Origin of the sequence: Mucilaginibacter pallidiroseus (genome assembly GCF_007846085.1) — a bacterium.
Classification (GTDB): domain Bacteria; phylum Bacteroidota; class Bacteroidia; order Sphingobacteriales; family Sphingobacteriaceae; genus Mucilaginibacter; species Mucilaginibacter pallidiroseus.
Genome location: NZ_VOEJ01000008.1, coordinates 240,907 through 261,005 on the forward strand (window position 1 = coordinate 240,907; position 20,099 = coordinate 261,005).

Consider the following 20,099-nt stretch of genomic DNA (forward strand, 5'->3'; position numbering starts at 1 on the left):
CTTTTAGTAGTACTGTAACAGCGACAAGTTGAGGCTATTATACAGCTCTTTTTAAAGAAGTGACTGTGATACAGTGCTTAAACTCAAATTATCGTTTTTGATTTAGTAATTAAATCAATTAGAGTTTTGGTTTACCAATCTTCATATCTGGGTTAAACGATAAATTACAAATTAAAATATTTATGTTTACTGATTTTTGTGTGTAGGGAAGGCCGTATACGATGGTCAGCTTCACCAAATTATTCTGTTATACTTTATCTTTTCTAATCATCTAAATTCTATTTATGATCAAAACTTTACTAATTGGTATTGTTGTGCTTTTTTCATTCTCAAATATTTTTGCGCAAAGCAAAAATATAACCGGCAAGGTTACGGAAAATGAAACCAGTGCGGTACTACCTGGCGTTACCGTTAATGTAAAAGGCACCACTATTGGTGTTGTTACCGATTTCGCGGGCCGATATTCAATAAACGTCCCATCGGGCACAAGTGTGCTGGTGTTTTCGCAAATTGGAATGCAACCAGCCGAAGTAAGCGTTGGCAATCAACAAACAATTAACATTCAACTTAAGCCGAATACCAGGCAACTAAAAGAGGTAATTGTTAACGCTATTGGTGTGGAAACGCAGCGCGATAAATTTGCGTCTTCTGTATCAACCGTAAAGGGTAAAAATATTGCCCAGAGCGGCGAAACCAATCTGCTTACAGGCATGAGCAGCAAACTTTCCGGCGTTTTGATAACACGTAATGGGGGCGATCCCGGCTCAGGCGGCTATATCCAGGTGCGCGGGCAAAACACCATTAATGGTAATGCGCAGCCCCTGTTTATTATAGACGGCATGCCGGTAAGCAACTCAAATGATAATCTTGGTGCCGCAGCGGCAAACGGCATTGTGCAACAGTCACGCATCAATGACATTAACCCGGAAGACATTGAAAGTATGGAAGTGCTAAAGGGTGCTTCGGCTGCAGCTTTATGGGGAACCCGTGCTGCAAATGGCGTTATCATCATTAAAACTAAGCGTGGTAAAAACACCAATGGTAAATTGAACATCACCTATAAGTCAACCATATCATTTGATCGGGTAAACAAGTTACCACCATTACAATCTACATATGGCCAAGGTTCGGGCGGCTTTTATAACCAGGGTAATAAGGTAAGTTTTGGCGACTACATACCTTCACGCAGCGGCGGGGCAGATACTTACATTACCTCGCCAGGCGCCGCTGGCTACCAGGGCTATGTTACTTTTCCCGACGGATCACAACGCTACGCCATCCAATCCGGCAATGCAGCTAACCCCCACGGTGGCAAAAACTCCACCGAAACTTACAATCGTTACAACGATATTTTTCAGACCGGGCACTTTTGGGAAAATAACCTCACATTAAGTGGCGGCGATAGCAAATCCACTTTCTTAATGAGCTATGGTAACCTCAATCAGGATGGCATAGCAAAGGCATTCAGCAAGTACGGGCGTAATACCGCCCGGGTTAACGCAGCTACACAATTTAACAGCTGGTTGCGTGGATCGGCCAATATCGGCTATTCTAAAATCAACTCGCAACGCAACCAGGAAGGGGATAATGTTGACGGTCTTATGCTTGGTGCAACACGTACCCCGGCAGATTTCGACAACCGATACTACACGGGCACGTACACAAGCGTTACCGGCGAGATGTTCCAAAATGCGCATGTATCGTACCGTAACCCTTTAGGTAAAGATTTGGGAACTATTTACGCAAACCCTGTTTGGAACTTATATAATAACCGCAATAGCAGTGATGTAGACAGGATTACCGGAACGCTTGAGCTAAGTGTTACACCTACCAATTGGCTTAATATAACCGGCCGCACGGGTATTGATAACTTTACAGATGACCGTACCGAGCGTTTTGCACGCAACTCGGCTACCTTTTTAAATGGCTATCTATCTAAAAACCTGTTGATGGAAAAGCAATTTAACAGCGATATTTTCGCAAGCGCCAACAAAACCTGGAGCGATAATTTTAAGGGTACCTTGCTTGCCGGCTTTAATTACAACAACAGGCGACGCAGCACACGATCTGATGCTATATCAAACTTAATAGTTCCTACAGCACCGGATATATTGACCAACGCGCTTAACTCAAACCTGGTTGCCGGTAACACTACATCATTGATCCGCACTTATGCATACTATTTGCAAACAGATGTGGAAGCGCTTGATATGTTTTACCTAACCCTAACCGGCCGTAACGAAAGTGCCTCTACGTTTGGAAATAAAACAAGTAGCAGCTTCTTCTTCCCATCAGCAGCACTGGCCTGGCAGTTAACAAAGCTTAAAGCTTTTAACCAGATATCTTTTCTTGAATTTGCTAAGTTGCGCGCTACCTGGGGGCAGGTGGGTATACAACCGCAGCCTTATCAAAACTTCACGGTGTTTAGCCCTGCTGTTTATGGTGATACATTTACCCGCGGCCTTTCAGCTGCCAGCGCGCTATACGGAGGCGGCTACAGCCGCAGCTTTGTACAAGGCAACGACTATTTAAAACCTGAACGTAAAACAGAAACCGAGTTGGGCCTTGATTTGCGTATGTTTAAGAGCAGGGTAAATTTTTCTGCAACGGTTTATACAAACAAAACTAAAGATGTTATCCTCTCGCTTAACGTACCTAATGAAACAGGTTTTACCGTAAGGAATACCAATGCAGCCGTATTATCAAACAAAGGTATTGAGCTTGATGCCGGGGCAGATGTAATCAGTCAAAACGCTTTCCGCTGGAATGTATCTGCCAATTTTTCTGCCAACCGCAGCAAAGTAAACACCCTTGCTGGTGCTACAGTATACACCTTGCCCGATGCATTTTTAGGTTTGGCTTCGCTTATTCCTGGTCAGCCGTTTGGCGTGTTCTATTCTACTGACTTTCTTAAAGATGCGGCAGGCAAATACGTATTAGATAGCAACGGCTTCCCTCAGCCCGGTATCAGCAATGAAATTGTTGGTAACCCAAATCCAAAATGGCAGGGCGGATTAGGCACAACTTTGTCTTATAAGAAAGTATCGCTATATGTGCTATTCAGCCGTGTTGCAGGAAATTCCATATTTAACGGAACCCGTGGCTCATTATACAGTATAGGTACGCATGGCGACCAAGGCAATACCGCTGTTGCACCTGCGGGTGGCGTGCGCGACGTAACCGGTGCTTTAATCCCGGCCGGTACGTCGTTCCAGGGTTATGTGACTGATTTTGGCGGCGGTCCTGTGGCTATCAATCAGGCGTGGTGGCAAGGGCGTGGCTCGGCAAGTAATACTGCCTCATACAAACAGTTTGTTGAAGACGGCAGCGCTACACGTTTGCGTGAAGTTACCTTAACCTACACGCTTAACTCGCCGGCATTTCAGCGCTTTACACACCTTGAAGCCGTAGATTTTAGCATTACCGGAAGAAACCTTGTACTATGGACGAAATATAGCGGCGTTGATCCGGAGACTAACGTGACCGGGGCAGGTTTGTCGCGCGGGCAGGATTGGTTTAATAACCCTAACACCCGTTCATTCCTGTTCTCGTTACAAATCAGGTATTAATACATTTGATCTGCACTAAAATACATATGAAGAAATTTACTACAGTTATACTTATATCTGCTGCTTTCTCGGTTGGCCTGCTAAGCAGCTGCAAAAAAATATTTGAAAACCCCGATATCAATACCAACCCAAACGCGGTTACCAATGTAGACCTGCCGACGTTAATGGGCGGCACCATGTTGGGCGTAGGCCTTCTGCACGAGGATACGGATGTACGCATAGCGTCTATGTGGGCCGGCGAACTTAATGGATTGGCACGTGCACATTTGGGGTACGCACAATACATTGTATCAGCACAAAACTTTACGTGGAGCCCTTTATACCCGGTGGCCGGCCAGGCAAGATTGATGCAGTTGAAGGCCGACTCGATAGGCAACGCCTGGGGAAAAGGGATTGGCCAGGTGCTTGAGGCAATGGTTATAGCCAAAGCCACCGCGCTTTATGGCGACGTGCCTTACAGCCAGGCCTTTGATGCAGCACGCTACCCTACACCAGTGTTTGATAAGCAGCAAGATGTTTATACCGCGCTGCAAACTACGCTCGATAATACAATTACCAATCTATCTGCTTCAACTGGTTCGGCCTATCCGGCAAAAGATTTTATTTACAAAGGCGATGTTAAAAAGTGGTTGGCTGCCGCTAATACGCTTAAAGCACGCTTGTTCCTGCATACAGGCAACTATGCCCAGGCGGTACAATTTGCCCAGCGGGGTATAGCATCACCTGCAGCCGATGCGCTGATGCCTCACGGTACAGCTATAGGGGTTGACATAAACCAAAACTATGATTTTTTTGCAGTGTCGCGTATTGGAGATGCCGGTTTTGATGGCGCTTACCTGCCCAAGCTGATGCAATCGCGCATTGGGTCTGCCAACACCAAAACAGATGAAACTGCTTTGTATAACTATTACTTTAAAAAGGGCCTTACCGCGACCAACAGCCTTGATGGTAACACTGTTGACGGTGCCTTTGTAAACAATGCCTCACAGCCGCTCATCACATATTATGAGAATCAACTGATCCTGGCGGAAGCACAAGCAAGGCTTGGACAATACAACGAGGCACTGAATGCCCTAAATAGCGTGCGGACAAATTTGAATAATGGCATAATCAACGGGCGCACATTTGGTACCACCGGCCGCAAGTACGAGGCCTATACGCTTGCTGACTTTAGCCCATCGGGCCAGGCGAACAGTACAGGTTCCGGAAGTTTACAAGTAGCGCTGTTGTACGAGATTATTTCACAGCGTTACATCTGTTTCCTGATGCAATACGAGGCATTTAATGATTACCGCCGCCTTGCAAATGCTGTGCCGGTTGTTCAATTGCCTATACCATTAAACACGGGTACTCAAAAACCACAACGCTTTATTTATCCGCAGGTAGAAATCAACACAAATCCAAATGTGCCGAAGCCGCTTGCTAATCAATTTACAAAATTGCCCGTTTTCCAGTAATCCGGAAGAACATTTAGTTGCTGATTATGAAATTACATAGCCGGTTACCTGCCCTGGCAGATCGCGTGTCACTTAGATACTTTACCTTCATTGCACTATACTTTGCCGAGGGATTGCCGATGGGCATTTTATTTATTGGTATACCGGCCTGGATGGCCATGAACAACAAATCGGTAACGGAAATTGGTGCTTTTGACGTGGCCTGCGCCACGCCCTGGACGTTTAAGTTTTTTATAGCACCTATGATGGACCGTTACACATTTTTACCCATGGGCCGTAAGCGGCCCTGGGTAATTATTTGCCAAATAGGTTTGTTTATAAGCTTGCTGATGATGGCTTCCATAAAAGATCCGTTAAACAACCTGTCGTTACTGGTGGCCGGTGGTTTTTTGGTGTCGATTTTCGGTGCCGCACAGGACGCAGCCACTGATGGCCTGGCTGTAGATAACATACCCCCTGCGGAACAGGCTCGTGCCAACGCTTTTATGAGCGGTGCGCGAATGATAGGCAGCTCCTGCGCATTAGCACTAAGTACCTTATTGTTAGAGCGCTATAACTTCTTCGCTTCTACCGCTACAATAGGTGTAATGGTTGGGTTAGTTACGCTGGTGCCCGTTCTGATAAGAGAGCATCGCGAGGAGCGATTATTTCCATGGTCATACGGGCAGGCAAATAAAACCAACCAGGAAATCCAGATCAATAGTTGGGTAGAAATGTACCGGTCGTTGTATGCCGCCTTTAGTTTGAAAAATGCCTTTTTGCTGGCCTTGTTGTTATTCCTTTCTCAGGGCTCGTATAACTATTTTGAAAAGCTGCTGCCCATTTTTGCGGTTAAAGTTACCGGTTGGAGCCATGTTCATTACTCAAACACCTTTGCCGTGGCCGACCTTACCGGCGGCGTTGCAGGCATTTTGCTTGGCGGCTGGCTTATTGAGCGCTTTGGGATGAAGCGCATGATATATTTATACTTCTTTTTTATCTGCACCCAAACTCTGCTTTTAAGCACGTTAACACAATACTGGAAAGAGAGTAACTATTTGTATGGATATATTGTTGTATACCGATGGGTGAATGCGTTTGCAAAAATTGGCGTATTCGCTATTGCCATGCAATGCTGCTCGAAGCGGGTTTCTGCAAGCCAGTTTACCTTTTATATGACTATAGGCGCTGTAGGGTCAATGGTGGGTGCAGCGTTGATTAGTCCGGTTAAAAACAATTTTAGCTGGGAAATTTCTTTTATGTTTTTTGCTGTTATGATGGTGCTATGCGCCATAAATCTAAGGGCTTTAAATATCAAAAGATTGGAACAGCAAATTGAGGATATGGAAAAACAAGATCAAAATATCGAGCCACTTAAGCAAGAAGTATATTAATACGGATTTTTAGATATGCTATTTTTTAGCTGCTCATCGGTAGGTTTGCTATAGACAGTTATCTCGTCATTCTCGTTGATAATGATAAGCCCCATTTTCTCGAATGCCGATAGCCAGCGGCGCATTGGCAATACGCCCCATTTTTGCTTATAGCGAGTGGCATTTTCGATGATAGACTCAAAATAATTTAACGGCGGATCATACTTGTCATGGTACTGATGCAATACGCAGTCATTGACGAAGATCAGTTTAATATTTGCTTTATTAAACGTCATGGCAAAATCTGTATCTTCTGCTCCGTAGCCAATAAATGTTTCATCGAAGCAACCAATCTTCTGAAAAGTCGGCTTTTTAACGGCAAAGATTAATGACCAGAATTGCAGATGATTTACAGGCTGGCCGGCCGGTATGGTTTGACGCGAGGGGTGGGGAACAGCCAGTTGTTTTAACGCGGTAAAATCTCCGTTTTCAGGAACGTTACTCAGGTATAAAGGGTAGGCTGTAATGATTGCTTCTGCCGTAAGATGCGCCAGCATATTTTCAAATAACGTTGGCGATACAAGGCAGTCTACATCTATAAATATAACCTTATCAGTTTTTGTTGCAGCTATCCCTGCATTTCTTGCAGCAGCCAAGGGTAGATTATGAGTATCGTTAAAAAGGTGAAGATTTACATCTAAACTATCAGGTTTGATAATACCATCCGTATTATCCATACAAATTACCTGTACATCAACCGGCAAAAGAGTAGATGCCTTGATGGATTCAAGCAGATTAGCCAGTTGCTTTCGCCTTCCTTTTACAATTGTAACTACGCTGAATTTATGCATACCAATCTTTAAGTCTTTTTGCAATTGTTTCGGGCGCTGATTTTTGAACCATACCAATATTTGATGGCTTAAAATTTTTTGCTTCGGATAGCACATCCTGCCACTGTGTAGCGCTGAAATCCTCATGAGCTAACAGCGCGATGTTATTTTTGGCCAATACCTTTGCATGCACCTCCTGCTCATTGTAAGGCCTCGGCTCGGGTAGTAGAATCAAATGCTTGTTTAAGGACAATAGCTCGGCAATAGTGTTTTGGCCAGCGGCCGATATTACTATGTCGCCAGAAATAGCCTTGCTGATATCGGCAACGCGCCCAAGCTGTTTGCAATTAGCAGCTAAATTATAAGTGCGTTTATTGCCGATGATGGTAAATGTGGTGCTATAATCGGCTGTAATATTTTTGAGTACTTGCTCGTCATAATTATCATAACCCAATAAAACAGTAACGTTATTAACTTCATTACACTCGACGTTGGGAAGATCGCGACCCGAATACTGAGATAGGTAGCCGCTGTAAAACGTTTTAGAGCCAAATTGATAGTCGTCCTGTTCTAATTTTTCCGGGAAGTGGGCAATAATATGATCAGCTAATTGATGGGCAAATACCTGCGTAGGGTCGTTCATAATATTTCCGGGCAGGTGTATCAAAACAACCGGCACGCCCATTCCGCGCACTATAATGGCCAGCTCGGGCAAACCGTCACAGTAAAAAGTTTTCGGTTGATATTGAATAATGGCATCAGCCAGTGCTTTTGCCCGGTTTGCCGGCTCAATGGCGTATGGAGTGACTTCAAAGGGCTTGGAAAAGGTGTGCTCGGGAATGTTGTAGCTGTCTGGATACTTCGGAGGTAGTTGCATTACCTCAACCTCATGCTTACTACGGAGATAATTTGTAATGTCGCTATTGGTAGTTATGGCAATCACATTGAAGTATGCCGATAACGCCGGATAAAACATATTAAAAGTTGCCCTATGTCCGTTTCCATGTGCGTGCACAAAGTAAAATATAGCAGGCTTCATGAGTTACGCCTTTCTTGGACAGCGCGCTTATAAACGTTTACGTATGCTTCGGCCGTTTTTGTAACATCAAAGGATGCTGCGAAGGTTCTGCACTCTTCAGGGTTTACACTTTTAACAGCACCTAAAGGAGCCACGAGATCTTCCCAATTATTCGAGTCGACGGCTATTGATACCCTTTCGTGTCGAAGTTCGGGCGGTATGGCGGTGTTAAACCCCACAACAGGCAAGCCGCTTGCAAGCATCTCTGCCGTACTCAGGCCAAAAGGCTCTTCCCAGGTGGCTGTTGCCAAAAAAGCCGAAGCACCAGCTACCAAATCACCCAATTTTTGTTGCGTAACGTGCGCGATATATTTAATGTTTTCGTTTAAGTGTGGTTTCACGGAGTCATTAAAATATGCATTGTCAAAAATTGCACCTACAATTTTGAGCGGTTGCTTTAAATGGTTTGCCAGGTTTATTGCTGCTTCAATATTCTTTTCTTTTGCAATACGGCCGCTCCATAACAAGTAGCCCTGTGCATTTTTGGGTTGCACTTTCCATCTCTCAAGTGGGATGCCGTTGAGTACGACCTCTAAATCCCGGCCAAGCGCTTTTTGCCATTGTTGGCTCATTCGGTTTGATATAGCGATGGGAGTAACAGGCGCATGTTTAATAAAAAACTTATACATCAACACGAACCTTTCTGTTGGTGGTAAGTGCAACGTAAGTACGGCAGGCTTGTTAAACAGTGCCCCAATGGCATATATTTCCGGAATGTATGAGTTGTAGTGGATAACATCGTATACACTTACATCAAAGATGCCATACTGTAAAGATTGAAAGTTCTGTTGCCCTTTTTCTTCCGTAACAGGGCGGTACGAATCATCTTTCATGCTAAGCGGGCTTTCAGGAAAAGCTATTACTTGAAAAAGGTTTTTCTCATCGGCGTCTTTCGCTATCACATCCACATCATGCCCAAGCTTCACCAGCTGATTAGCATGCTCAATTATAAAGGCCTCGGTGCCGCCATTGTACGGCTCGCGAAGTGAAACGAACGGACCGGCAACTATGAGTATTTTCATAATAACTTTTCAAAATAGTTAACATAGCGCTCGGCCATCGTACGTAGCGAAAATTTTTCTGCATACTGCCTTACTTTTCCGCTATCGAGCTGCATTGCGGCTTGTATAGCCTTTGCCAAAGCCCCCACGTTATTTTGTGCTGCAACAATACCGCTGTCCTCATTTATTAGCTCGGAGAAAGCTCCCCGGTTAAAGCCTGCTACAGGCACTCCGGCGCACATGGCTTCAATATTGGTTAGGCCAAAAGGTTCCTCCCAACGTACCGCGCTCACGGTAGCTGCTGCACCACGCATCTGCATGTGGATGTCCGCCTGATTTAAATGGCTCAGGTAGGTATGCCCATCGTTCATACGTGGTTTTATTTGCTCCTCAAAATAGGTTGTATCGTCAATTGATCCGGCGAATTTCAGGGGCATATTGATTTCATTAGCAGCGTCCAAAACTATGTCCAGCCCTTTGGCGTGTACTATTCTACCGTACCAAAACAGGTAGTCCTTGCTGGCCCTCACAAGTGGCCATTTATCCATATCAACACCATTGTAAATAACAGCCGAGCCTTTTTCAAGATAAGGTTGCCATGTTTTTTGAAAAGAATTTGAGGGCACAACAAAGTGAAGATTGGGCGAACCCGAACAGAGTTTTACCGCTGCTTTTAATTTGCTTGTTGGGGGAGTATGTATGGTAGTAACCACGGGGATAGAAGCTTTTGCACCCCATATCACAGGTAACTCATGAGTAGCGTTATTATGTACTACATCGAAATTGCCAAAGTCAATATCTCTAATTATCGATAGGTATTCTTCGTTCTCATAAATCTCATACTGCCTGTCTTCGCGGTGCTCGTTACCATAAAATGTCTTTACATTCAATGCCGGGTCGCTCTCGGCATGGGCGTAAAGTGTAATGTCGTGGCCAAGGTTTATGTATTCCTTGCATAAAGAGTGTGTAAATGCTTCCAGGCCGCCCCTAAATGGCTCGGCTATTGCTAATCTGGTTTTGGCTATAACAGCAATCTTCATCTGGGTGCTTAATTTATTTCCTGAAGTTGCGGACTATCAATTGGTGAGGTGACATCTTCCAGTGCCTTAGCATTATAGATAGCTGCATTTTTATACAGCAAGTTGCTATAGAATTCTACGTAGCTGGCAGTCATGTTTTTGATGTCCATGCTTGAAGCAAACTGCCTGCAGGATTCGGAACTGACCGCATTGCTTTTCAGTACAAGCTCAGCAAGACTTTCCCAATGTTGTTCGGGTGTAGTAAGCACGCTTTCGTGCGCCCAATCTGGTGGAACAGCAGTATTAAAGCCAACAACAGGTACACCGCTTGCCAACATCTCTAATGCCGCCAGCCCAAATGGTTCCTGCCAGGTGGCTGTTGCCAAATATGATGATGCATTTTTTGCCAGCCCGCAAAGCTCTTGTTGGGTAACATGTCCCACATACGCTATCCGGTCACTTAAATGAGGCTTCACGTTTTCGTTAAAATATTTTTGATCGGCAATTCGCCCAGCAATCTTAAGCGGTAATTGCATGTATTTTGCCAGATTAATAGCTGCCCTTACATTTTTCTCTTCGTTTATCCGGGCAGCCCAAAGTAGGTATTTACCGTTACGGGGACCATGTGTGTTCCATAACCGTGTGTCAATTCCATTGGATATAAAGTTTGTGTGAAGCCCGAGCGCTTTGTTCCATTGCTGTTTTATACGACTTGATATCGACACAAATGTGATATCGCTCAGCGTAGCAAGCTTTGTGTAAGCTCGAACCCGGTTTTTATCGGCAGGGGAGTGCAATGTAAGAACGGATTGTTTACAAAAATGCAAACCCGCCATCATCAAATGAGGATAAAACATATTGTAGTGAACAACGTCATAGATATCAGTATCCAAACTCTTGAATTGATGCTTTTCAATAAGCCCTTTAAAAAAGTAGCTTTTTGATAAAAAAATTGACCGGAAAGGATTGACAAGGTTAAATTTTACATCGCTTTCCGCCTCGCCGGCAATAACATCTACACGATGACCTTGTTCCACAAGCTCATTGGCAAGTGAAACGATGAATGCTTCAATCCCACTATCGTATGGTTCTTTTAATGATATGCCGGGCCCCGACACAAGTAGTATATTCATATTTTATGTAGCACCAATCCATACTGCCACTTACTTCTATCAAGGTATGCCACATACAGATGACATGAGGAGCTATGTGCCTTCTTTTCCAAATGACTTATCTTATAAATGATTAAAGGCTTTAAATGTTTACCGTGCGGCGGGTTAAATGCCAATACACAATTTGTATGACAGCAGTAACGTGGACATAAATTGTAAGCATAACACAATTACAGTGAATCTTGCTACGTAAGATCCTATACACGATACATAAAAAAGGTTAAAAAATATTTATTGTATCGCAAAAAAGGAACTCTTTAAACTCGAGCTTTTATGCTACTTAGCTAATAAGTGTTACACAAATTGTCACTTAGAAGTTCCGTAAATGGAAGTCAAAAAATCTTTTAATCTTATCGGGCTTCTGCCTATTAATAGTTGTATATCGCTTTTATTGATCTCAAATTCTCCTTTCGCCATAGCTACAGCGTATCTTGATATATATTCGGCATCATCCTGAGAGACGCCAAGCTGTACCAGTTGCGAAACGTATGATGTTAATTTAACCGGATTATAAGTTACAGAAGCTCCGGTGATCTCTGACAGCATTACGGCTATCTCGGCGAAGGAGTAAGCTTTTTCTGCCGCAATAACATATTCCTTAAATTCGTGGCCGGGAGTGGTGAGCACAGCAGCTAAAGCTTCGGCCATTTCGGTGATCGGCAAAAAGGGCACTTTACCATCTTCTGCCGGGATGGAAATTCCGTTTTTCAAAATGTCTTTGCCACCTATAATAGGTACCATATCAGCATACATTGTATTATTCATCACAGTGTAAGGCACTCCCGTTTGTTTCAAATAATCAGTTGTATAAGCATGGTAGTCCACATCTTTATGCATCGAGCTAAGCTTTAAATCTTTCATAGCAAAGCCCGTGTATATTAAATGATTAACACCGGATTGTTTGGCTGCGTCAATTACATTTTTGTGCTGCCTGAGTCGGTAAATTATATCCGATGAAGAGGATATAAGCAAAAGCTTGTCAATACCCTTAAAGGCATTCATCAATGAACCAATGTCCTGGTAGTCCCCAACGCTGATTTGAAGGCCTTTTAGTTTTAATTCTGACGCCTTGTTTTTGTCTCTTACCAATACTGTAATATCGTTAGGAGGTACGCCCTTGTTTAATAATGAATTAATGGTGGCCTTGCCTAAATTACCTGTTGCACCGGTTACTAAAATCATATTTCTTTTTTTTGATTAATTACTTTTGTGAGGTAAAGAAACATATATTGATTTTGAAAAGTGCCTTTTGCGCTTAGTAACGAAACAAAAACTGGTAACCTGAAAGTGACTAATAGAGATGGAACTAAATGATACCGATTGCCCGGTTACAGCAACCATAGCACTGTTTGGCGGGCGATGGAAGCTGCCTATTTTGTATATATTATCGAAAAACACCAGGCGTTTTGGTGAGATACAAGTAAGGGTACCTTCCATATCAAAAAAAGTGTTGACTAATCAATTGAGGGAGTTGGAAGCTGATGGTTTGATTAGCAGGAAACAATATAAAGAGCTACCACCCCGTGTAGAATATACGCTTACTGAATTTGGAAAAACGCTTTGCCCTCTGTTGATCAATATTGCGGCCTGGCAAAGGCAAAGCATGGATATGCTTAACAAGGCAAATAATAGTTTATAGCCAATTGCGCAGCCATCTTATGTACCATACTTTAATCTTGATAAGGCCTTGCTTCTTGTATGTTTAATAGCTCTTTGGTTGCTATTTAAGTATTTGTTTACATTTAGATATGAAGTGGATAACCCGTGACCGCCCAAAGATCGACCGTATTGCCTGTCCATGGCTCATTAAACGGTTTGTTGACGGTGATGCAGAAATAATATACGCACCTTACGAGGCCGTTATTGCCCAAGCTGAGAAACTCGGCGCCATTCCCTTTGACTTGCCTGGTGTTGAATATTCTCATTATGACGATCAGTGCACGTTCGATTATATTATCAAAAAACACCAATTAAAAGATCCGGCACTTTTGAGGATCGCAGCCATTGTTCGCGGCGCAGATACCGACCGTCATGATTTTGCACCCCAGTCAGCCGGCCTCGAAGCAATATTTTCGGGCTTGGCCTACAATATTCACGACGATCATGAACTTTTAAAGGTAGGAATGATAATATATGATGGGCTTTATAGTTGGGCCGCACATATGTTTAAAAATAAACATTCGCAAGACGGGCCGGTAGAACAAATTTTATTGCAGGTTTACCATCAGTTTCTTAAACAGGAGAAAGGCAAAAAAGCACCGGAATGGGCAGAAACTTTGAAGGAGATGATTCAGGACCAATTGGATACCAGTATGTTTCTGAGTTTGCAGCAAGCCACAGAAGAATTGGAGATCAACCCAGCATATTTGTCGCGTGAATTTTCGAAGTATTTTGATAACCTAAGTTTTGGTGACTACATGCGTAAAATGCGCATAGAGAAAGCTTGTTATCTTATCGAAAGCAGTTGTCACACCTTAACAGAGATAGGATATTTAACAGGATTTTCCGATCAAAGTCACTTCAATCGAATTTTTAAAAGGATGATCGGTCAAAGCCCCTCAGCCTACAGAAAAGCGATCAAAAGTAAAAATCATACCAGTAGTTAAACGGATACAATTTTAAGAGTGCGACTTTGAATAGTCTTGTATTATTAATACAATTCTTATTCATGAAAGCAATTTTATCTGTTTTAATCTCCCTGCTCACGGCTTACACATGCGTTGCTCAAACGCCAACGCCAACTTATCCAAAACTTGCTGGCTATGTGGGCATACTGCATCCTATCATTACGTGGAGCAGCACAGGGACCGACACCAATTTTGGCGCCCATTACGTAGTTGGAATGCCAACCGGTATTAATATTTGGAAGAGCGCCAGGGTTGGCTTTTCTGCGGAATTTGTGCCCTCCGTACGGGCCGAGAACGGTACCAGCAAAATGGCCAATTTTACCTTTCACCCAGGTGTATTGCTTGGTTTTGGCAAAGGGTGGACATTTGCGGGCCGGGCCGCCTTTGAAACGTCTGGTAGATACGGGCTTACACCCGTGATTAATAAAATAGTTATAAAAGGCAAAAGCAGCAGCATGTTTGCTGCTGTACCATTGCCCTTGCGTTTTGGAAACGACAGACCAACGTCGTTTGCCATTGGGTTTCAATTTGGTATCGCTTTTTAACGATAGGAAAATTTACAGCTTAAAAGCGCTTGTGCTTTATACCATTCGTTTTATCTTTAAAAATGCAACACCTGGAACTAAGGCCTCCTGACAAATTGAAAAATCTCATACATGGATTTTGGTACTTGGAGAAGGAGTTTGGCCAGGAACCTATTGCCTTTGAGGTGTTGCCGGATGGAAACGCTGAGATTATTTTTTATTTCGGCAGTGAATTGACGCTTAAAAACGATGATCAGGGTCAAATCATGCCATCTCCTTTTGTTGTCGGGCTCCTTGGCCGCACCGTTAATTTTTATGCAAAAAACCGGCTGAAGATCATTGGTATAAAATGTTTTCCGTGGGCGGTATATGATCTGCTTGGTCTGCAACCTGTGCCGGGCGGCGTTATCAGCAGTATAGCGCATCCTATTGCTTCGCTGCAAAATGAGTTAGGTAGGATACTTGATCAAGGTAATATTGCTCAGGCATTAGATATGGTCAAAGATTGGTTCCTGGATAATTGCACAACCTCATTCAGCAATTCTGTATTGATTAAAGCCGGCAAAGCTATGCAGAATGGAAATGGAGCGCTACCTGTTTCTGCTGTTGCCCAAGCAGCACACTCTACGGTGCGTACCCTTGAGCGTAAATTTAAGGCAGCCTCAGGCCATACGGTAAAAGACGTGTCCGGGTTGATGCGTTTTGAGCAGGCCCGGGACAGATTATGGGGCAACCCTGAGTTGAACATTGCCGGGCTGGCTTACGAACTTGGATATGCGGATCAATCTCATCTTAATCGTGAATTTAAGCGTTACAGCGGCACTACGGCTGCGGCTTTTGCCAAACAAACAAAAGCCCGCAAAGAAAGGCTTGGCGATGATTTTGTCGCAATTGTTCTATCCTCGCCAATATAACTTCGCCAGTTTTGTGCTTTTCAAATTGAAGTATGAAACCAATAAAAGATCAAAAAATACTAGTCTCCGGTGCCAGTATAGCCGGCCTGTCCACTGCTTGGTGGCTAAGTAATATCGGTTACCAGGTAACCATAGTTGAGATGGCCGCAGAGCCGCGTACGGCGGGCGGTGCTGTTGACCTCACAGCGCAAGCTGTCGATATTATTAAACGCATGGGCCTTTACCAGCAGTTTAAAGGCCACCAACTTGGTGTAGATCGCATCGACTTCAAAAACGCTGATAACATAACAGAAGGCAGCATGATATTGAACAATCGAGAGGATGTGCCAACTAATACCACTGATGAGATCGAGATAGAGCGGGACAAATTTGTGCAGGTAATGCTTGGCGCTTTGGGTGATTGTGTAGAGTTTATTTTTAATGATAGTGTCCATTCTTTACACGAAGAAAACGAAGGGCTGATTGTTTCGTTCAAAAGAAGCACACCGCGCACCTTCGACCTTGTAATCGGTTGTGATGGATCGCATTCCAATATCCGCAAGCTTTGGTTCGGGCCGGAAAGCGATTATAACATTTTCCTTGGTGCCTATTTTTCGATAAGTATTGTGCCTGGCCTGCTTGTGCCGCAACGTACCATGCAGATGTACCGTACGCCTGATCAATCTGTAATGCTAAATGCTTATAACGGCAAAACAGATATCATCTTTACTTATCTTTCAGAGCAAGAAATGGCTTATGACTACCGTGATACGGTACAACAGCGGCAGCTGATTGCCAATCAATTTAGAGGTAAAGGCTGGCGTACTGATGAGTTGCTGGATATTGTTGATCGTTCGGGCAATTTTTACTTTGACAAGTTTTGCCAGATCAAGATGCCCTGCTGGTCAAAAAGTCGCGTAGCTTTGGTAGGGGATGCGGCTTACTGCGCTTCGCCCGCTGCAGGGCAGGGCGGGTCCTTATCAGTACTTGGTGCAGCTGCACTTGCTGAGGCACTACAGCAACATGGTGGAGCGTATCAGAAGGCCTTTACAGACTATGAAGCCGAATTTCGACCTCATATCGAAGAAGTTCAGGCGATGGCAGAGAGCAACGTTAAAGAGAACTTTATGCTAAAAACGGATGACGAGATCCGTCAACGTAACAGAGAAGCCAAACTGTTTTGATTTTACGACGAGGCAACAATTTAATTGTCCAGTAGTCGACGGTGGTAGTTAACCTGCCCCAGGTGATAGCTTAAATGCATGGCTAGGTGAACCAAAAAATATTCGGTGGTCAACTTACTGCCGTTTACTTCCTGGGGATACTCGCTTTGCATTTGAGCATCTGTTAGAAGTGGTAACGTTAGCTCGATAACAGCAATGGTTTGCTCAATCTTAATAATGAGTTCACCTCTGGGTATATCCTTTCGCGAAAACTCTTCGGGTCGGTTTCGGATATAGCCTGAGTGACCAAGGATAGCCCCTATATAGGTATTCAGGTTGCCGATTAGATGAAGGCAAAGGTTACCTGCCGAGTTTAGGATATGGCCGTCGATAAGCCAAATGTTCGACTCCTGCTGATAAAGTTCCAGTTCATCTTTTAATTTATTCAAGTCGCGGCAAAAAAGCGATCGTAAAGTGTCGTTAAGCATTTTGTTTCATTTGGTGGCAAGGTATCAACACAGTAATGTGTCAGTAGCTATCCAGAAAGTTTCACCAATCTCGTTGGCATTTAAAGCATATTAAACTACTTAATATCTTAAGCTAATTAATGATTTTCAAAAAAATTTCACCGTCTAGTCTACTCTTCAAAATAAACAATCTTTTAGCTTTGCTGAGATGATGATGTTTTACATTTATTGCTATTAGCAAGCACCTCAATCAAATGGTACCAATCTGTCTTCCGGCAAATCGTATTCGTATATCTGATCGTCTTCTTCGTCGCCAATGTAAAGCCATTGAACAACGTTAGCACCATTTGTACCTATTGGGGCTATGCCAATCACCTTATAATTGTGGTTGTTACGTTCTCTGGACTCTATTGAATAGGTGAGCTGGTCCTGATTTTTGATAGCAAGCTGCAACAAAGGGTTAGTTGTTTTAGACAGGTAATATTCGGTTTGCATATAAAGTTTATCCAGGTACGACGAGGTAAAATGCTCATCAGTAGGCCATGTATATTTAAGCTTTTTACCGTATACCTTTCTAAATACCGAAACAGGGCCATCGCTGATTTTTTTGACATAACGTAACAACTGCGCCGGTGCTTCCACATCATTATCACCAGGCATTGTAACAGTGCCATCCTTCCACGTAATCTGTATTTGATCGCCCCTGTTTAAACTTCTGCTGGGATCAGTTTCATTAATGAAACTGAATGTGCTGTCGCCTTTACGTGCTATGAGTTGAAAGTAATCACCATCATCAATATATTTTACAAAGGTCATTTTTGCTGTATGCGCAGGCTGCTCTTTTTTGTTTTGTACCACAGTTGTATGCGGTGGTGCCTGTTTCGGCTTGGCTGCTTTTTGTTGCTTCTCTATTTTTGATTGACATGCGCACAGAGCAGTTAAGGTCAGCAAAAGCATAGCGGTTATTGATCTGTCCATATAACCGAATTATTTGATGAGGTAAATCTTTTTATCATCGTTAGCAAACAGTGCATAACCTAATTGTTGGTTTGTGTAGTACATATAGGCATCAATGTTGTGCGGGGGCTGACTTTTATTCTTAGTCACCGTGCCGATATTTTTACCGTCTATCTCTATTTGTGAAAGGTGCCACTTCTCTTCCAGATACATAAACTCTTTTAACTTTAGTGTATCCTTTTTATATGCCACATCTGTATAAAGATTTCCATGAAAAAGCATTTCGTCGAAACCCGGCGCGTTGCCACCACCGCCCGAAAACCTAACCTTTTCCAATTTTAGTTTTTGAAAGTAGCGGTATCGAATAGCAGGTGTTTTGATGATCTCCCTATTCCCACTAATTTTGTTGTTGATGCGTTTAAAAGGATTGTTTAACAAAAGCTGCTCCGTGTATGAATACGGAAATTGATGGTGTACATCCAACGTTGTAAAAAATGTGTAACACTCGCCTTCTTTAAAATACGTCAGCATAGCGTAGGTGCGCATGGACGGAACCGTTTGCATTTCGCCACCTGAGTGCTTTACCGGCTCCGGGCTCTCCGTGCCAAAATCCACCAATACTGCTGGGGAGTCCTTTTTTATAGTTGAATAGAGTTCCTGCTGCTTTTTTATATCCCAGTCGAGCCGGTTGTTTTGGAGTGCGATGTTGATAGGCTGCTTTTTTTCATCAAAGGTCCATTTGTAAAACTGATGTGTTTGCTTATTTATAATGTAGCCTTTTACAAATGCAATATCTCCTGGTTGGCAATTTATAATTAGTGAATCGGTCACAACACCCTTTTTGTCAACTTTATGAAAGATGTTTTTTGTTTCGCCCAAAACTGAGTAGACAATAAGCTTATTATCTGATGTTAAAAAATATTGTATATCCTCGCTACTCTCAGTTAATAACTCCATTGATATGTTTCCCGATTTAATTACTCTTGAACTGTCAAGCGATTGGTAATGTTCAAATTTCTTTGGCAAGTCGTCTGATACGGTTTCTTGATTTTTAAACAATTGGAAACCGATAAATGTGAAAGTGCCAACAATTGCGATGGTGCAAAATCCATAAAACATCTTCATATCCCTTTCTATAAATATTAGCTACTGGTAAATAAAATCAATAAACTGTCCGAGCGCTTTTTTGATCTCGTGCTGTCCGGCTGCTTGTTGAATATCCAGGCCGCAGAACGTGTTTTCCTGCATTTTGGCATGAAGCGTCAGATAATATACTCCGCCCATGAGAATTGCATACATCGCCCGAAAGTTTTTATCGCTTTGGGCGAAATGTGTATCAATCACTTCACTAATTATTGCCTCACCTATGCGCTCACGATTCAGATCAAGTTCTTTCAAGGCAGGTAATTTTTCGCTGACCCCCCAGGCAATAATCCTGCGCATCTCCTCATTGTTGATTAAACTATCAAACTGATTTTCCAACACGCCCAGGGCAAGTTTTTTCCCGGCATCGTTTTTAGCGTTTTCTATCATCTCCGGAAGGTCTTCTTGCCCTGTTTTCCAATAGTCTTTATCATCCAAGTACTTTCTTACGAGCCCCTCAAGGCCGCCATAATAATCGTAAATGAGCCGCCTGTCTACCTTGGCCTCTTCGGCAATTCTACTTGCACTAAGGCTTGCAAAGCCATCCTTTTTAAGAATGGTCCCTACCGCTTCAATCAAATTTGCCTTGGTACGTTCCTTGTTCCTGACAGGGCCGCTGGTGACCTTTCTTGTCATATATTTTGATCCTTCTATTGATTTAAGCGAACTTTTAAGCTCAATGTATATCCAAATAAACTTTTTAAAGAAGGATATGTTTAAAATATGGATATACCACTGATGTTGACCCCTCTTCGCCAATCTAAAGTGACCCCTTTGAGTTAGGGTTTGAAAGAGAGTAAAGTTGTTGTACAGATAGGCTCCTGAGAGCGGATGTTTTTGTACGGTT

General features: G+C 43.1%; 18 protein-coding genes. 8 read left to right on the top strand and 10 right to left on the bottom strand.

Annotated elements, in window-relative coordinates; genetic code table 11:
• Window positions 1–284 precede the first annotated feature (284 nt).
• From FPZ43_RS16580 to FPZ43_RS16590, 3 genes are read left to right on the top strand one after another with little or no spacing between them, the layout of a single operon-like run.
• Window positions 285–3,569: a SusC/RagA family TonB-linked outer membrane protein gene (locus FPZ43_RS16580; RefSeq protein ID WP_146383050.1), complete on the top strand. Its 3,285-nt coding sequence runs from the start codon at window positions 285–287 to the stop codon at window positions 3,567–3,569.
• A 26-nt stretch (window positions 3,570–3,595) separates the two neighbouring features.
• A complete protein-coding gene (locus tag FPZ43_RS16585; RefSeq protein ID WP_146383051.1) occupies window positions 3,596–5,026 on the top strand; it encodes a SusD/RagB family nutrient-binding outer membrane lipoprotein in 1,431 nt (476 codons plus the stop codon).
• A gap of 26 nt (window positions 5,027–5,052) precedes the next feature.
• The gene (locus FPZ43_RS16590; RefSeq protein ID WP_146383052.1) at window positions 5,053–6,399 is read left to right on the top strand and encodes an MFS transporter; all 1,347 of its coding nucleotides are present in this window, start codon (window positions 5,053–5,055) and stop codon (window positions 6,397–6,399) included.
• On the opposite strand, the gene FPZ43_RS16595 is transcribed toward FPZ43_RS16590, so the two are convergent.
• From FPZ43_RS16595 to FPZ43_RS16620, 6 genes are all read right to left on the bottom strand, one after another.
• On the bottom strand, window positions 6,396–7,229 hold the full coding sequence (locus FPZ43_RS16595; RefSeq protein WP_186461871.1) for a glycosyltransferase family 2 protein: 834 nt from the start codon (window positions 7,227–7,229) through the stop codon (window positions 6,396–6,398). The two genes, FPZ43_RS16590 and FPZ43_RS16595, sit on opposite strands and share 4 nt — an antisense overlap.
• The gene (locus tag FPZ43_RS16600; RefSeq protein ID WP_146383054.1) at window positions 7,222–8,247 is read right to left on the bottom strand and encodes a glycosyltransferase; all 1,026 of its coding nucleotides are present in this window, start codon (window positions 8,245–8,247) and stop codon (window positions 7,222–7,224) included. Before FPZ43_RS16600 ends, FPZ43_RS16595 begins: the two co-directional genes overlap by 8 nt.
• A complete protein-coding gene (locus tag FPZ43_RS16605; RefSeq protein WP_146383055.1) occupies window positions 8,244–9,308 on the bottom strand; it encodes a glycosyltransferase in 1,065 nt (354 codons plus the stop codon). The genes FPZ43_RS16600 and FPZ43_RS16605 overlap by 4 nt, the downstream gene beginning before the upstream one ends.
• Window positions 9,305–10,327 (bottom strand): glycosyltransferase, encoded by a 1,023-nt coding sequence (locus FPZ43_RS16610; protein ID WP_146383056.1) that lies wholly within the window; start codon window positions 10,325–10,327, stop codon window positions 9,305–9,307. Before FPZ43_RS16610 ends, FPZ43_RS16605 begins: the two co-directional genes overlap by 4 nt.
• 8 nt (window positions 10,328–10,335) lie before the next feature.
• Complete coding sequence (locus tag FPZ43_RS16615; RefSeq protein WP_146383057.1) at window positions 10,336–11,439, bottom strand: glycosyltransferase; 1,104 nt, start codon at window positions 11,437–11,439, stop codon at window positions 10,336–10,338.
• Between the two features lie 345 nt (window positions 11,440–11,784).
• Complete coding sequence (locus FPZ43_RS16620) at window positions 11,785–12,660, bottom strand: SDR family oxidoreductase (RefSeq protein WP_146383058.1); 876 nt, start codon at window positions 12,658–12,660, stop codon at window positions 11,785–11,787.
• Window positions 12,661–12,778: 118 nt separating this feature from the next.
• Between FPZ43_RS16620 and FPZ43_RS16625 the strand changes: the two genes are divergently transcribed.
• The 5 genes from FPZ43_RS16625 to FPZ43_RS16645 all read left to right on the top strand — a co-directional run bounded on the left by FPZ43_RS16625 (window position 12,779) and on the right by FPZ43_RS16645 (window position 16,706).
• A complete protein-coding gene (locus FPZ43_RS16625) occupies window positions 12,779–13,117 on the top strand; it encodes a winged helix-turn-helix transcriptional regulator (RefSeq protein ID WP_186461872.1) in 339 nt (112 codons plus the stop codon).
• 109 nt (window positions 13,118–13,226) lie between these two features.
• Complete coding sequence (locus FPZ43_RS16630) at window positions 13,227–14,084, top strand: chromate resistance protein ChrB domain-containing protein (RefSeq protein WP_146383060.1); 858 nt, start codon at window positions 13,227–13,229, stop codon at window positions 14,082–14,084.
• 62 nt (window positions 14,085–14,146) lie between these two features.
• Window positions 14,147–14,650, top strand: coding sequence for a hypothetical protein (locus FPZ43_RS16635; RefSeq protein WP_146383061.1), 504 nt, complete (start codon window positions 14,147–14,149; stop codon window positions 14,648–14,650).
• A gap of 62 nt (window positions 14,651–14,712) precedes the next feature.
• Window positions 14,713–15,543 carry a helix-turn-helix domain-containing protein gene (locus FPZ43_RS16640; RefSeq protein WP_146383062.1) on the top strand — a complete coding sequence of 277 codons (831 nt, stop codon included), beginning with the start codon at window positions 14,713–14,715 and terminating at the stop codon, window positions 15,541–15,543.
• Between the two features lie 32 nt (window positions 15,544–15,575).
• Window positions 15,576–16,706 (top strand): FAD-dependent monooxygenase, encoded by a 1,131-nt coding sequence (locus FPZ43_RS16645; protein ID WP_146383063.1) that lies wholly within the window; start codon window positions 15,576–15,578, stop codon window positions 16,704–16,706.
• A gap of 20 nt (window positions 16,707–16,726) precedes the next feature.
• Here FPZ43_RS16645 and FPZ43_RS16650 read toward each other — a convergent pair whose 3' ends face one another.
• The 4 genes from FPZ43_RS16650 to FPZ43_RS16665 all read right to left on the bottom strand — a co-directional run.
• A complete protein-coding gene (locus FPZ43_RS16650) occupies window positions 16,727–17,134 on the bottom strand; it encodes a DinB family protein (protein ID WP_261381116.1) in 408 nt (135 codons plus the stop codon).
• Window positions 17,135–17,398: 264 nt separating this feature from the next.
• The gene (locus FPZ43_RS16655; RefSeq protein ID WP_146383065.1) at window positions 17,399–18,130 is read right to left on the bottom strand and encodes a hypothetical protein; all 732 of its coding nucleotides are present in this window, start codon (window positions 18,128–18,130) and stop codon (window positions 17,399–17,401) included.
• A 9-nt stretch (window positions 18,131–18,139) separates the two neighbouring features.
• Complete coding sequence (locus FPZ43_RS16660) at window positions 18,140–19,234, bottom strand: hypothetical protein (protein WP_146383066.1); 1,095 nt, start codon at window positions 19,232–19,234, stop codon at window positions 18,140–18,142.
• A gap of 21 nt (window positions 19,235–19,255) precedes the next feature.
• Window positions 19,256–20,099, bottom strand: an 844-nt coding sequence (locus FPZ43_RS16665; protein WP_261381117.1) for a TetR/AcrR family transcriptional regulator, incomplete at its 5' end; no start/stop codon positions are given.

What these genes read in the sequence shown, in the direction of transcription:
- FPZ43_RS16625 (WP_186461872.1), top strand. Translation starts at nt 12,779, where the DNA reads ATGGAACTAAATGATACCGATTGCCCGGTTACAGCAACCATAGCACTG.
- FPZ43_RS16615 (WP_146383057.1), bottom strand. Translation starts at nt 11,439, where the DNA reads ATGAATATACTACTTGTGTCGGGGCCCGGCATATCATTAAAAGAACCA.
- FPZ43_RS16655 (WP_146383065.1), bottom strand. Translation starts at nt 18,130, where the DNA reads ATGGACAGATCAATAACCGCTATGCTTTTGCTGACCTTAACTGCTCTG.
- FPZ43_RS16610 (WP_146383056.1), bottom strand. Translation starts at nt 10,327, where the DNA reads ATGAAGATTGCTGTTATAGCCAAAACCAGATTAGCAATAGCCGAGCCA.
- FPZ43_RS16635 (WP_146383061.1), top strand. Translation starts at nt 14,147, where the DNA reads ATGAAAGCAATTTTATCTGTTTTAATCTCCCTGCTCACGGCTTACACA.
- FPZ43_RS16645 (WP_146383063.1), top strand. Translation starts at nt 15,576, where the DNA reads ATGAAACCAATAAAAGATCAAAAAATACTAGTCTCCGGTGCCAGTATA.
- FPZ43_RS16590 (WP_146383052.1), top strand. Translation starts at nt 5,053, where the DNA reads ATGAAATTACATAGCCGGTTACCTGCCCTGGCAGATCGCGTGTCACTT.
- FPZ43_RS16600 (WP_146383054.1), bottom strand. Translation starts at nt 8,247, where the DNA reads ATGAAGCCTGCTATATTTTACTTTGTGCACGCACATGGAAACGGACAT.
- FPZ43_RS16640 (WP_146383062.1), top strand. Translation starts at nt 14,713, where the DNA reads ATGCAACACCTGGAACTAAGGCCTCCTGACAAATTGAAAAATCTCATA.
- FPZ43_RS16660 (WP_146383066.1), bottom strand. Translation starts at nt 19,234, where the DNA reads ATGAAGATGTTTTATGGATTTTGCACCATCGCAATTGTTGGCACTTTC.
- FPZ43_RS16580 (WP_146383050.1), top strand. Translation starts at nt 285, where the DNA reads ATGATCAAAACTTTACTAATTGGTATTGTTGTGCTTTTTTCATTCTCA.
- FPZ43_RS16585 (WP_146383051.1), top strand. Translation starts at nt 3,596, where the DNA reads ATGAAGAAATTTACTACAGTTATACTTATATCTGCTGCTTTCTCGGTT.
- FPZ43_RS16620 (WP_146383058.1), bottom strand. Translation starts at nt 12,660, where the DNA reads ATGATTTTAGTAACCGGTGCAACAGGTAATTTAGGCAAGGCCACCATT.
- FPZ43_RS16605 (WP_146383055.1), bottom strand. Translation starts at nt 9,308, where the DNA reads ATGAAAATACTCATAGTTGCCGGTCCGTTCGTTTCACTTCGCGAGCCG.
- FPZ43_RS16630 (WP_146383060.1), top strand. Translation starts at nt 13,227, where the DNA reads ATGAAGTGGATAACCCGTGACCGCCCAAAGATCGACCGTATTGCCTGT.
- FPZ43_RS16595 (WP_186461871.1), bottom strand. Translation starts at nt 7,229, where the DNA reads ATGCATAAATTCAGCGTAGTTACAATTGTAAAAGGAAGGCGAAAGCAA.